The 12,970-nt window shown below is 62.4% G+C and carries 10 protein-coding genes, 1 tRNA gene and 1 pseudogene; 2 read left to right on the forward strand and 10 right to left on the reverse strand.

Annotated elements, in window-relative coordinates:
* Positions 1-100: 100 nt before the first annotated feature.
* Positions 101-1,012 (reverse strand): LysR substrate-binding domain-containing protein, encoded by a 912-nt coding sequence (locus ACW9JE_RS01835; RefSeq protein WP_457431675.1) that lies wholly within the window; start codon positions 1,010-1,012, stop codon positions 101-103.
* 167 nt (positions 1,013-1,179) lie between these two features.
* Here ACW9JE_RS01835 and ACW9JE_RS01840 point away from each other — a divergent pair, with 167 nt between their 5' ends.
* Together ACW9JE_RS01840 and ACW9JE_RS01845 are read left to right on the forward strand one after the other, a co-directional pair.
* Positions 1,180-1,593: a (R)-mandelonitrile lyase gene (locus ACW9JE_RS01840; RefSeq protein WP_457431676.1), complete on the forward strand. Its 414-nt coding sequence runs from the start codon at positions 1,180-1,182 to the stop codon at positions 1,591-1,593.
* Positions 1,594-1,738: 145 nt separating this feature from the next.
* On the forward strand, positions 1,739-2,386 hold the full coding sequence (locus ACW9JE_RS01845) for an MliC family protein (protein ID WP_457431677.1): 648 nt from the start codon (positions 1,739-1,741) through the stop codon (positions 2,384-2,386).
* A gap of 44 nt (positions 2,387-2,430) precedes the next feature.
* Here the strand turns inward: ACW9JE_RS01845 and ACW9JE_RS01850 are convergent, their stop codons facing one another.
* From ACW9JE_RS01850 to ACW9JE_RS01890, 9 genes and pseudogenes are all read right to left on the reverse strand, one after another.
* Complete coding sequence (locus tag ACW9JE_RS01850) at positions 2,431-3,519, reverse strand: AI-2E family transporter (RefSeq protein ID WP_224535516.1); 1,089 nt, start codon at positions 3,517-3,519, stop codon at positions 2,431-2,433.
* Between the two features lie 148 nt (positions 3,520-3,667).
* Positions 3,668-3,763: transfer RNA gene (locus ACW9JE_RS01855), tRNA-Sec, on the reverse strand.
* A 6-nt stretch (positions 3,764-3,769) separates the two neighbouring features.
* A complete protein-coding gene (selB, locus tag ACW9JE_RS01860) occupies positions 3,770-5,674 on the reverse strand; it encodes a selenocysteine-specific translation elongation factor (protein ID WP_457431678.1) in 1,905 nt (634 codons plus the stop codon).
* Complete coding sequence (gene selA / locus ACW9JE_RS01865) at positions 5,671-7,101, reverse strand: L-seryl-tRNA(Sec) selenium transferase (RefSeq protein WP_224535520.1); 1,431 nt, start codon at positions 7,099-7,101, stop codon at positions 5,671-5,673. Before selA ends, selB begins: the two co-directional genes overlap by 4 nt.
* A 51-nt stretch (positions 7,102-7,152) precedes the next feature.
* On the reverse strand, positions 7,153-8,079 hold the full coding sequence (fdhE, locus tag ACW9JE_RS01870; protein WP_457431679.1) for a formate dehydrogenase accessory protein FdhE: 927 nt from the start codon (positions 8,077-8,079) through the stop codon (positions 7,153-7,155).
* Between the two features lie 3 nt (positions 8,080-8,082).
* Complete coding sequence (locus ACW9JE_RS01875; protein WP_457431680.1) at positions 8,083-8,748, reverse strand: formate dehydrogenase subunit gamma; 666 nt, start codon at positions 8,746-8,748, stop codon at positions 8,083-8,085.
* The gene (gene fdxH, locus ACW9JE_RS01880; protein ID WP_457431681.1) at positions 8,745-9,680 is read right to left on the reverse strand and encodes a formate dehydrogenase subunit beta; all 936 of its coding nucleotides are present in this window, start codon (positions 9,678-9,680) and stop codon (positions 8,745-8,747) included. The genes ACW9JE_RS01875 and fdxH overlap by 4 nt, the downstream gene beginning before the upstream one ends.
* Entirely contained in the window at positions 9,681-12,746 is a 3,066-nt protein-coding gene (fdnG, locus tag ACW9JE_RS01885; RefSeq protein ID WP_457431682.1) for a formate dehydrogenase-N subunit alpha, read from the reverse strand.
* Between the two features lie 13 nt (positions 12,747-12,759).
* Positions 12,760-12,970, reverse strand: a pseudogene (locus tag ACW9JE_RS01890) (hypothetical protein); the annotation flags it as partial.

The raw sequence follows: 12,970 nt of genomic DNA on the forward strand, positions 1-12,970 counted from the left end.
CAGTCCTCACAAGTGGCGATGACTGCATCTTTATTGAATCCTGCGCCCGGATAAACCGCATCCGGCGACCATTACCCGGTCCTTGAATTCCCCAATCGAATCATTTTTCCCAAGGCACGCCCGCTTCCCAGTGGCTCACCATCAGATCGATGAAGCTGCGAACCCGAGGCGATAGATGCCGCTTGTTCGGATACACCACCCTGATGGGATCCGGTGGCGCGCGGTAAGACCGGAGCACCTCGACCAGGGCTCCGTCACGCAGGTCGTTGCCGGTGATGTAGGTCGGCAGGTGAATCAGGCCAATGCCTGTCAGCGCCGCTTCGCGCATGGCTTCGGAACTGTCGATATTCAGCCGCCCCGGCAGCTCGTGCAGGTGCAGGCCGGCTGGAGTCTGGTAACGCCAGGCGACGGTTCGCTCGCCGCTGCCAAAGGCGATGGTGTCATGGCCAGCCAGTTCATCCGGTGTTTGCGGTACGCCGGAACGGGCCAGATATGTTGGCGAGGCGCAAGTTGCGTACTGCTGCCAGCCCACGGTGCGGGTCAGCAATTGCGAATCTTCCTTCGGCGCGCCAATACGAATGGCGATGTCGACCCCCTCCTCGACCAGATCGACGAAGCGATCGGTGAACCACACATCCGCGCGCAGCTCAGGCCACTGCTTCAGGTAGGCATCGAGAAGCGGCAGGATATGGCGCTGGCCGAACGAAAGCGGCGCGGTGAGCTTGAACGTGCCGGTGGGCCGACCACGACGCAGGGCCATGGTGGCCTCGACTTCATCCAGATCCTCGAGAATCTGTCGCCAGCGCTCATAGGCGACCTGTCCCTCATCCGTCAGGCTCAGTTTGCGGGTGGTGCGATTGAGCAGCCGCGCGCCCATGCGGCTCTCCAGGCGAACGATGCTTTTGCCCACGGCCGAACGCGTCAGGCCAAGCGAATCCGCCGCCGCGGTGAAACTGCCCGCCTTCACGGCCGCGACAAAGGCGGCAATGTCGCCGAATCGGTTGGCTTCCATCGAATGCGTTCTCCAGAACATCCAGTAAGTGCGTTACGGCGTATCAGACATCTACTATCCGTCGAAGCATAGCGCCGGGTGAGTTGCGAATATCGAATGCGGGGCGCACATTGTTTCGGCAATGTCCCCTCCGGCAAATGCCCCCCTCACTACAGGATTGATTGACCATGATCCTCAAACGCGTAGGTTCACAACCCTCGATCAAGGCCCCTGAAGCCTATTTCACCGGCACCGTCCGCATGGACCCGCTTAACAATCCCCCGGAGCCGGCACGGGTGTCAGTGGTCAGTGTCACCTTTGAACCCGGTGCCCGAAGCGCCTGGCATACCCATCCGCTCGGTCAGACGCTGATCGTCACCGCCGGCTGCGGCTGGACCCAGTGTGAAGGCGAACCCATCGTGGAGATTCGCGCCGGTGACGTCATCTGGTGCCCACCGGGCCACAAACACTGGCATGGCGCGGCCGCGAACACCGCCATGACCCATATCGGCGTTCAGGAAGCCCTGGATGGTGTGAGCGTGGTCTGGATGGAAAAGGTGACCGACGAAGAATACAACGTCGGCCCAAGCGGATCATTGTAGGAGCACGGTACCCAGCCGTCAGCCCATGTGGCAAGTTTGCCGCGCTGGCTTACACTCCGTACACCTATGCCAATCAATGTCTGTTTCACGGATCGATACTTCCCACGTCAATCGGGCGTCACGTCATGATTCGGGTGAAGCCAACATGAAATCGGTCACGGCCTTTCTCAACAGTTTGCTGGGTGCCGGCGCCTTGATGGCGACGAGTACCTGTGTCGATGCGGCCAGTTTCAAGACCAGCTTCGATTGTGCCAGCACCACGCTCTCCATTGAAAAACTCATCTGCCGCGATTCGCAACTGGCGAAGATGGATCTCGAACTGAATCGACTCTATCGCCTGGCGCTCACCGATGAACACTCGGTTCCGCTGCCCGACAAAGTCATGATTGATCAGCAGTTCTGGCTCGAAGAGCGCAACCATTGCGCCTCCGAGCGCGATCCCAAGACCTGCGCGATCGATGCTTATGCCGAGCGCGCGCACCAGTTGCGTCAGGGGTCGGCCATCGTTCGCACCAAGGATCCGGACCGACTCACCGAAGGCCCGATGGCCTATCGTTGCCCCGGACTGAACGCACCGCTGGCCGCGACCTTTTTCACCACGCAGCCGGGCGTGGTGTACCTGAAATGGGCGAAGAGTTCGATCACGCTGAATCAGGTGCCCAGTGACATGGGCAACCGTTACATCGGCAAGGACAGCCTGGGGCCTTACAGCTTCTGGCAGGACGGTGGCGTGATTCTGTTCCAGAAGCCCGGCGGCAAAGAGACGAGCTGCACCGCCGAGCCGATCGGCTGAGATTCAGGGCGTACGGCGCTGACCGTGACGCCCCTTGAAATCGATCAGAGCGCACTCTCCTCCGGCGGCCGGTCCTGCACCCACTGCCAGAACAGTTGATAGCCCAGGGCGAGTATCACCGGGCCGATGAACAGGCCGATGATGCCGCTGGTGACCATCCCGCCCAAGGCGCCGATCAACACCACCGGCATCGGCACATCGACACCCCGTCCCAGCATCAGCGGCTTGAGTACGTTGTCCACCAGCCCTGCCACGAACACATAGATGGCGAAGACGATGGTCGCCGTGTTGGCACCTTCTGTGGCAAAGACGTAGGCGATCACCGGCAGCGTAATCAGTGTCACCGGCAGTTGCATGATGCCCAGCAGCAACACCGCCAGAGCCAGCAGCCCCGCGCCGGGAATGCCCTTGAACACGAAGCCCAGGCCGACCAGCAGCATCTGGATAAAGGCGATGCCCACCACCCCGAGCGCCACCGCGCGAATGGTTGCGGTGCACAGGGCGGCGATTTTCGGTCCTCTTTCCGGACCGCTGACCCGCGAGGCGATCTGCACCGCGGCGCGGCTGCCACCTTCACCGTGGGCCATGAAGATCCCGGCAATGATCAGCGCGAAGATAAAGGTCAGGAACCCCATGCCGACCCCGGCGAGTTTGCCCAGCAGGGTCATGCTGACGCCCTTGATTTGCGGGATGTATTTCTCGGTCAGGCCCGGCAGATCGGTGGCCGCCTGCAGCCAGATCGCCGAGATCGTTTTGCCCACCACTGGCACTTCGGCGATGGAGTCAGGCGGCGGCGGAATGTGGATGCCTTCGTTGCGCACTACGGTCATGGCGCCGTCCACCGAGTCGGCAATCGAGGTACCCAACAGATAGATCGGTACCATCAGGATCACAATGGACACCAGAATGATCAGCGTGGCAGCGCGACCTTCCTTCTGCCCCATCGGGCCCATGAGCTTCTTCTGCAACGGATAAAGCGTGATTGCCAGAATCACCGACCACAACATCAGGTCGCGGAACGGGCTGAAGATTTCAAAGCAGAACAGCACCAGCACCACGATCAGTCCGGCGCGGATCAGTACATCGAGCAGCCCGCGGGACCAGGTTTTCTCTGAGAGCTGAGTGGGCAACATCGAAGTCTCCTGGCAGATCACTGCGAAGATAGAGTCGGTTTGCCCAGCATAGACGGACGGTCGCAGGCTCGCGAAAAAGTTCAATAAAACTGATCGGCTGCCGCAGTGGATGAACAACTGTGGGAGTGTTTGGGATCGGTTGGGAAATTGGCGGAAGGTAGCCGGAGTCGAACCTGCCCGGGAACGGATGCCGTCCCCAACCGGGTTTGAAGCCCGGCCGCGCCACCGGGCGCGATTACCTTCCTTGAAATCAGTCCGTTCGCCGCGCCAGCGCGTTGTCCGTGCGAATCTGGCGGCGGTCGCCCATGCGCCGGGTGAGGCCCAGCCGATCGAAGTATTCCAGAATCTGGATGCTGCGCTTGCGCCCAACCCCCAGTGCATCGCGAAACGTGGTTACCTGGATCACCGGGTCATCCTCGGCCAGTTGCAACAGCATAGCCGCCAATTGCCGAATCACCGTATCGGTGTAGAACAGGTCACGCACCACCTGATGCAGCAACCCCAACCGCGCCATCTTGCGCAATAGCGCGCGCACCGTGGTTTGGTCGTGCCCAAGGTCGCGCACCCATGGCGGATTGAAACCGGCCGCGTCGAACTGCGGTTGCAAGCGCTGCCACAGAGCCTCGTCCTCTTCACTCAGGCGCACTTGATGGGCCGGCCGATGCAACCACGGCCCGCTGGCGGCAATCAGACCAGCGCCCAGCATTTCATCGAGCAGACACAGGAAGGTCGCACGCTCCAGCACCGTACCGCTGAAGCGCCGCAAGCGATCACGATCCGGCCCCATCTGATCCGGCTCTTGCTCATGAAAACGCGTCAGATGCTCCAGCACCCCGTCTTTCAGAGCCTGCCAACGAACCGAGTCGAATAACACCGGGCCCGTGCGCGTCTCGATCAGCCGCACGCTTTCAGGCAGCGTCCAGCCGGCACGGGGACGGTTGAACTGACGCTCCAGGCGCTGCGGATCGAGCCCGGTGCCGCTGTTGACCAGCAGCGCCGGCAAAAGGGTTTCGATGTCGAAGGCGCGGCTCAACGCCCGCAATTGCGCCAGTCGCTCCGGACTGCGCCGCTGCCGGGTCGGTGCGAACGGGTCGAGCACCCGACCACCGCCCAGAGTGCGCTGCGCGCTCTGGTCACGCAGGATCAGCGGATCACCCTTGACCACCTGCACCGGTCCATTGAGCAGCAACTGCGCGAACATGCGCTCGCCCGGCGCCACGCTCGCGCCCTCCAGCAAGGCCACGCGACCGATCACGTCCTGGGTGCCGACATGCACGTGCACCGGCTGAAAGTGCTCGAAGGCGCGGGATTCGCTGGCCAGCAACTGCAGATCGATGTCCAGTCGTTGAGTCGGCGCATACAGCCATTCCGAAGCCAGCCACTGCCCCCGATGAATCTGCTCCAGCGCCAGCCGTTCGCCACTGATATTCAACGCCACACGCTGCCCGGCCATGGCGGTTTCAGCGGTCTGATTCTGTGCGTGCAAGCCCCGCACCCGCACCGTCTTGCCCGACGGCCCAAGCTGCAGCGCATCACCGACCGCCACCTGACCCGACAGCGCCGTACCGGTGACCACTATCCCCGCACCCGCCACGCTGAAGGCTCGGTCGATCCACAGGCGAAATCCGCCTTCGAGACTGCGTTGCTGCACCTCACGCTGGGCCCCCAGCAGGGACTCGCGCAAGGCTTCGACGCCTTCCCCGGTCAGGCTCGACAACGCCATCAAAGGTGCATTGGCATAGGGACCGGGTGCCAACAATGCGCTGATCTGCTCCCGCACTTGCTGCACCCTGGACGGGTCAACCCGGTCGCATTTGCTGATGGCAACCAATGCCCGTGGGATACCCAGCAACTCGACAATCGCCAGATGTTCACGAGTCTGCGGCATCACACCGTCATCCGCCGCAACCACCAGCAAAACCAGATCAATGCCCTGCGCCCCGGCCAGCATGTTGTGGGTGAAGCGCTCATGCCCCGGAACATCGATAAACCCGGTGAGCCCCGCACCCGGCGCCAGCTCAGCGTAAAGGTAGCCGAGGTCAATGGTCATGCCCCGCTCGCGCTCTTCCCGGCGCCGGTCCCCGGCCTGCCCGGTCAGGGCCTGGAGCAACGCGGTCTTGCCGTGGTCGATGTGCCCTGCGGTGCCGACAATCACCCTGCCCGCTCCTCCCCTTGCAATTGATCCAGTTGCGCCAGCCACGCCGTCTCGTCGTCCAGCTGGCGCAAGTCCAGCCACAAGGCGTCGTCATCGATGCGCCCCAGCACCGGGATCGGCAAGCCACGCAGCGCCTCCTCCAGCCCCAGCAGACACCGCCCGCGCAGACGCTTCGAAGTCAGCGGCCGCACACACAACGCCGCGCTCGGCAACCGCGCCACCGGCTGGCTGCCACTGCCGATCATGCCCAGCGCCGGCACTGCGCTGACCCTCCAGGCGGCGCCCAGCACCCGCGCCAGCGAGGGTTGCAGACGTTCTGCCTGAGCGAGGATTTCCCCCTGAGGCCGCGTCAACAGGCGCAAGCTTGGTAGACGCTCGGCCAGAAGATCCGGATTGCGATACAGCCCCAGCACCGCCTCAAGTGCGGCCAAAGTCAACTTGTCGACCCGAAGCGCCCGTTTCAGCGGGTTCTTCTTGATCTTCGCGATCAGCTCCTTGCGCCCGACAATCAACCCGGCCTGTGGCCCGCCAAGCAACTTGTCGCCGCTGAAGGTGACGATATCCGCGCCATCGAGCAGCGCCTGGCGCACCGTAGGCTCTGCCGGCAACCCCCAGCGAGTGAGATCCAGCAGGCTGCCGCTGCCAAGGTCCTCAAGTAGCGGCAAACCATGGTTGTGTGCCAGTTGCGCCAACTCCGCCGTGGGCACGCTGGTGGTGAACCCCTGAATGCTGTAGTTGCTCGCATGCACCCGCATCACCAGACCGCTGCGCGGGCCAATGGCCGCTTCGTAATCCTTGGCATGGGTGCGATTGGTGGTGCCGACCTCGTGCAGCTTCACCCCCGCCCGAGCCATGATGTCGGGAATGCGAAACGCCCCGCCGATTTCGATCAGCTCGCCCCGGGAAATGATGCCTTCCTTGCGCGCTCCCAGGCTGTTGAGGGTCAGCAGGACGGCGGCAGCATTGTTGTTGACCACGGTCACCGCCTCGGCGCCGGTCAACTCGCGGATCAAACCTTCGATCAGATCGTCACGATCGCCGCGCTTGCCGCTGTGCAGATCGAATTCCAGGTTCAGCGGATAACGCGCCGCCATTTGCACGGCCTCAATGGCTTCTTCCGGCAGCAGGGCGCGGCCCAGATTGGTGTGCAGCACAGTGCCGGTGAGGTTGAACACTCGCCGTACATGGCTGCGGTGCTGGACAGCCAGACGCTCGCCTACCCTTCCTGCCAGCACTTCGGGACTGACTTCGACGGCTTGCATCTGCCCCAGTTGCACGCTTTCGCGCAATTCATCGAGCAGTTGCCGCAAGGACCCGAGCAAGGCTTCGCGCCCGTAACGCTCGGCCAGTGGCTGGCACGCCGGGTGTCGAAGCAGACTGTCGATGGAAGGCAGACGCGGGGTTTGGCTGGCAAGGCTTGCGGGCATCAGGCGCTCCAGAATACGAATGACCATCGCGCCAGAGTGTAGACCCTGTGCTCATTCGTCTCCCGGCGCCAGCAGCAGATTGGGCGCCAACCGCTGGTAACCGTCCTGGGCCAGGCGCATGTCCAGCATCAGGTTGGCGAGGTCCGCCGACAGGGCTTCGGCATGGGCATCGTTCTCCAGATACAGCAGTTTGAGATAGACATTGCAGCCCGGACATATTTCCGCCCGTAGCGGCGCCTGGTTCGCGGCGTGGCGATCGTCCTCCAGGCTCAGGTACTCAAGCCCCTTGCTCTGCTCGCAATACACGCACTTGACCCGCACCACATGCCACTCACAGGCACACAACGAGCAGACCAGATACCGCAGGCCGTTGTGTTTGCCGCGATGGCGAATCACCCCGGCCATGGCGGGCGATCCACAGGCCGGGCACTGGCTGAGGCTGGGGCCCGCCGTCAAATGCAGATCCGGCGTGCTCAACAGCCAATGGCTCCAGGCACTTTGCAGGGCCGCGCCGAGGAACGGCACCAGCGCCGCCGGCACCATGGAATATTGCCCGCTGAGCAACGCCACTGCCCACACCCGGCGTTGTCCGGTGCCGGCCTGACGCAGCGTATCCAACGCCTCGACCACAGCAGGCTGATCGGGAGCGACATAACACTGCAGCAGCGCATCGAGAAACCCTTGCCAATCATCTTCACGGCTCAAACTATCGGCGGCGAACGGCGGCAAGCCGTGCTCTCGGCACAGTTCGATGCGCTGGCGATCGAGCGGCTCGCTGGACGGCGGATTGTCCATCACCTGCTGTTGCGCCCGGCACAACCCGGCCAGCAGGCGCAGGTAATCGGCCAGCGGATGCCCTTCGGCCAGCTGGTCAAGGCGCTCGGCGCGCAGGGTGAACAGGTTGTGCGGTGGCAGGTGCAGAAACGGCGGCGAACCGGCCGCCGCTTCGATTTGTCCGGGTTCGAGAATGGTTGGCAAATGTCAGCCCTTTTTCGTGATCGGTCGCTGGGGAGTCTTGTCTCTGGTGTCGTCGCGGGTCACCTCGCGATACCACAATTCATGGTGCTTCTTCGCCCATGCGCGACTGACCCAGCCATGCATCATTGCGCTCACCGAACCCTTGATCCAGATGCCCGCGTAGATGTGCACGATGATGCTCAGAATCAGCACGAAACCCGCCAGCGCATGCAGCAGCATCGCCCAGCGAATCGCCGTGATGCCGAAGTACGCGCTGAAATACGCCCGCCAGATCACCAGGCCGCTGAACAGCAACACCAGCATGCACAGCAGTAAAGTCCAGAACAGCAGTTTCTGCCCCGGGTTGTACTTGCCGATGGCAGGCACGCCCTCCTCTTCGTTTTTCATCACCCGGTCGATGCGCTTGAGCCACAGGCGGTCGTTGGCGATGAAGTAATTGGCGCGCCAGAAACGGAACACCAGGCCGAGAAAAAACAGGAACATCAGCACGCCCATGAACGGATGCAGGATGCGCGTCCAGGGCCCGCCGCCGAACAGGTTGCTCAGCCAGAACAGCGCCGGATGAAACAGCGCCAGCCCCGACAGCCCGGCCATGAAGAACAGAATCGCCACCAGCCAGTGATTGGTGCGCTGGTTGGCGGTGTAGCGAAGGATCTCTTTGCGGATCATGGCCGGTTCTCCCGCTTGGGATCATAGGTATGCACCGAAGGATCGACTTCATGCACCGACGGATCCGGGCCATGGGGCACTTCATCTTCCTCGACAATCTGCGGGCCCACGCGCACGTAGTGGAAGAACCCGGCCAGCACCGCCGCGCCCATGGCCAGCAGCGCCAGCGGTTTGCTCACACCTTTCCACAGGCCTACCAGCGGACTGATGGTCGGGTCGGCAGCCAGCCCGGCGTAGAGCTTGGGCGTGTCGGCATGGTGCAGCACATACATCACATGGGTGCCGCCGACACCTGCCGGGTCATACAGCCCGGCGTTGTCGAAACCGCGGCTCTTGAGGTCGACGATGCGTTCGGCGGCGTGTTCCTTCATGTCTTCCTTGGTGCCGAACACAATGGCGCCGGTCGGACAGGTTTTCACGCAGGCCGGCTCCAGCCCTACCGCCACCCGGTCCGAACACAGCGTGCATTTGTAGGCCTTGTGGTCCTTTTGCGAAATGCGCGGAATGTTGAACGGGCAACCGGTGATGCAGTAGCCGCAACCGATGCAATGATCCTGGTTGAAATCGACGATGCCGTTGGCGTGCTTGATGATCGCCCCGGGGCTGGGGCACGCGGCCAGGCAACCGGGTTCGGCGCAGTGCATGCAACCGTCCTTGCGGATCAGCCACTCCAGGTTGCCGGCGTCGGTCTCGTGTTCGGTGAAGCGCATCAAGGTCCAGGTTTCGGCCGTCAGGTCCTGCGGATTGTCGTAGGTACCGTGGTTATGCCCTACTTCGTCGCGCAGCTCGTTCCATTCGGAACAGGCGACCTGACAGGCCTTGCAGCCGATGCATTTGGTGGTGTCGATCAGCTTCGCCACTTCCTCCAGATTGCGCACCGAAGACGGTACTGTGGTGGTGGCCGAGCGGGCAACGATGTCTTGGCTGGCCATTTATATTTTCTCCACGTTGACCAGGAATGACTTGGATTCCGGGGTCTGGGTGTTGCCATCGCCGAGGAACGGCACCAGGGTGTTGGTCAGGTAACCGTGGCGCGTCAGGCCGGTGAAACCCCAATGCAGCGGGATGCCGATCTGATGCACCACCTGGTTGTTGACCTGCAACGGCCGGATCCGCTTGGTCACCACCGCCACCGCTTCGATGAAGCCGCGTTTGCTGCTGACCCTCACCCGGTCGCCAGCGGCGATGCCTTTCTCCTTGGCCAGCACCTCTCCGATCTCGACGAATTGCTCAGGCTGGGCAATCGCGTTGAGCCGGCAGTGCTTGCTCCAGAAGTGGAAATGCTCGGTCAGCCGATAGCTGGTGGCCGCGTACGGATAGTCCTTGGCCACGCCGAGGGAATCCCATACCGACTCGAAGATCCGCGCCGCCGGGTTGCTGGTGGCTTTCTTGTTCTGCGGATGCAGCGGGTTGATGCCGATTGGCGTCTCGAACGGCTCGTAGTGCTCGGGGAATGGCCCTTCGTTCATCTTGTCGACGGCAAAGAACCGCGCCACACCCTCGGGGTTCATGATGAACGGGTTCATCCCAGCTTCCGGCGCTACGTCGGCCTTGTAGTCCGGCACGTCGGTGCCGCCCCAGGCCTTGCCGTTCCACCACACCAGGCGTTTTTTCTCGTCCCATGGTTTGCCCTGCGGGTCGGCCGAGGCGCGGTTGTAGAGAATCCGTCGGTTGGCCGGCCAGGCCCAGGCCCAACCTTGATGCTGGTGCATGCCGTAGGGGTCGTTGTTGTCCCGGCGGGCCATCTGGTTGCCGGTTTCGGTCCAGCTGCCGCAGAAAATCCAGCAACCCGACGCCGTACTGCCGTCGTCCTTGAGCTGGCTGAAGGCGGCCAGTTGCGAATTACCCTTGATCGCCGCGCCAGTGGCATCGGTGAAGTCGGTGGTGGCGTAGCCGTTGACCTCCTTGGCGATCTCCTCGGGCGAAGGCTCCTCGGGGATCTTGTACGGCCACGACAGTTTGAGCAGCGGATCGGGGAATTTGCCGCCGTTGGCCTGATAACGCTGGCGCAGACGCAAGAACAGCTCGGTCATGATCCGCACGTCGGTGCGGGCTTCGCCAGGACCATCGGCGCCTTTCCAGTGCCATTGCAGCCAGCGGCTGCTGTTGACCAGCGAGCCGTCTTCCTCGGCAAAACAGGTCGTGGGCAGGCGAATCACTTCGGTCTGGATATTGGCGGTGTTCACATCGTTGTACGGCCCGACCTTCTGCCAGAACTCCGAGGTTTCCGTGGCCAGCGGGTCCATCACCACCAGCCACTTCAGCTTGGCCAGCGCCGCCATCACCCGGTTCTTGTCGGGCAGCGCCGCGATGGGGTTGAAGCCCTGGCACATGTAGCCGTTGACCTTGCCCTGGCCCATCAGGTCGAAGACCTTGAGGATGTCGTAGTTGGGGATGTCCAGCTTCGGCAGGTAGTCGTAGGCCCAGTTGTTCTCGGCCGTGGCGTTGGCGCCGTACCAGGCCTTCATCAGGCTGACGTGGAACTTGCCGTAGTTCTGCCAGTAGGACAATTGTCCTGGACGCAGCGGCACCTGAGTGCGCTTGTGGATATAGGCGTTGTAATCCTGCTCGGCGTCCAGCGGCAGGGTCAGGTAACCCGGCAACGAGTTGGACAACAGACCAAGGTCCGTCAGGCCCTGGATGTTGGAGTGCCCGCGCAAGGCGTTCACGCCGCCGCCGGGCATGCCGACGTTACCCAGCAGCAATTGCACCATGGCCGCGCTGCGGATGATTTGCGAACCGATCGAGTGCTGGGTCCAGCCCAGGGCGTAGAGGATCGTCATGGTCTTGCCCGGTTGCGAGCAGGTGGCGATCTCTTCCCAGATTTTCTTCATCGCATCGACCGGCATGCCGCAGATCTGGCTCGCCAGTTCCATGGTGTAGCGGCTGTAATGCTGCTTCATCAACTGGAACACGCAATGCGGATCCTGCAGGGTGGGGTCGACTCTGACGAAACCGTCTTCGCCCAGCTCGTATCCCCAGCCGGACTTGTCGGTGTAGGCGCGCTTGTCCGCGTCGTAACCGCTGAAGATGCCATCCTCGAAGCCATAGCCGGCTTTGACGATGAACGACACGTCGGTGTAATTGCGCACGTATTCGTGCTGGATCTTGTCCTCGGTCAGCAGGTAATTGATCAACCCGCCCATGAAGGCGATGTCGGTGCCGGTGCGGATCGGCGCGTAATAGTCGGCTACCGAGGCGGTCCGGGTGAAACGCGGATCGACCACGATCAGCCGCGCCTTGTTGTGCGCCTTGGCTTCGGTCACCCATTTGAAACCGCATGGGTGCGCTTCCGCTGAGTTGCCGCCCATCACCAGAACCAGATTCGCATTGGCGATATCGGTCCAGGTATTGGTCATGGCACCACGGCCGTACGTCGGGGCAAGACTTGCCACCGTCGGGCCGTGTCAGACACGCGCCTGGTTATCGAACCCCAGCATGCCGAGACTGCGAATGACCTTGTGGGTGATGTAACCCGCTTCGTTGGAGGCCGCCGAGGCCGCGAGAAAGCCCGTGGTCAGCCAGCGATTGACCGTCTGGCCTTGCTCGTTCTTCTCGATGAAATTGGCGTCGCGGTCGGCCTTCATCAGGTCGGCGACGCGATCCAGCGCTTCATCCCAGCCGATGCGCGTCCACTCGTTGCTGCCGGGCTTTCGCACCTGCGGGTATTGCAGGCGACCGGGACTATGGATGAAGTCCAGCAGGCCTGCGCCTTTGGGGCAAAGGGTGCCGCGGTTGACCGGGTGGTCGGCGTCACCTTCGATGTGAATGATGCTTTGCGCGACATTTTTCGCCGCATCGCCCTGGCTGTACATGATCAACCCGCAACCGACCGAGCAATACGGACAGGTGTTGCGGGTTTCATGGGTGTGGGCGAGCTTGAAATGGCGCACCTGCTCGGCGAAGGCAAGCGTGGGGGCCATGCCCAACGCGCCAAGGCTCGAGCCTGCAAGGCCGATACCTGCGACCTTGAAGAACTGACGACGGCTGAGGTCCATCGTGCACTCCTGATCAGGTGGAGATCCGGTGCTTTGCCGGATTTTTCTGGACAATCACGGGCGCGGCAGACGCGCTGCCGACACTTGAACGATAGACAAGCCTGTCGAAACCGGGATGAAAACCGACCGTCGGCCGCTTGTCGGCGATTCCCACTGCGCACACAAAACACTGTGGGAGCGGGCTTGCCCGCGATAGCGGTGGATCAGTCGACATCAATTCTGAA

The sequence above is a fragment of the Pseudomonas sp. SDO55104_S430 genome (assembly GCF_054070595.1).

Bases quoted from the DNA above. Each gene is read 5' to 3' on its own strand.
- selA (WP_224535520.1), bottom strand. From the start codon at position 7,101: ATGCCCGCAAGCCTTGCCAGCCAAACCCCGCGTCTGCCTTCCATCGAC.
- ACW9JE_RS01875 (WP_457431680.1), bottom strand. From the start codon at position 8,748: ATGATCCGCAAAGAGATCCTTCGCTACACCGCCAACCAGCGCACCAAT.
- ACW9JE_RS01845 (WP_457431677.1), top strand. From the start codon at position 1,739: ATGAAATCGGTCACGGCCTTTCTCAACAGTTTGCTGGGTGCCGGCGCC.
- ACW9JE_RS01835 (WP_457431675.1), bottom strand. From the start codon at position 1,012: ATGGAAGCCAACCGATTCGGCGACATTGCCGCCTTTGTCGCGGCCGTG.
- fdxH (WP_457431681.1), bottom strand. From the start codon at position 9,680: ATGGCCAGCCAAGACATCGTTGCCCGCTCGGCCACCACCACAGTACCG.
- ACW9JE_RS01850 (WP_224535516.1), bottom strand. From the start codon at position 3,519: ATGTTGCCCACTCAGCTCTCAGAGAAAACCTGGTCCCGCGGGCTGCTC.
- ACW9JE_RS01840 (WP_457431676.1), top strand. From the start codon at position 1,180: ATGATCCTCAAACGCGTAGGTTCACAACCCTCGATCAAGGCCCCTGAA.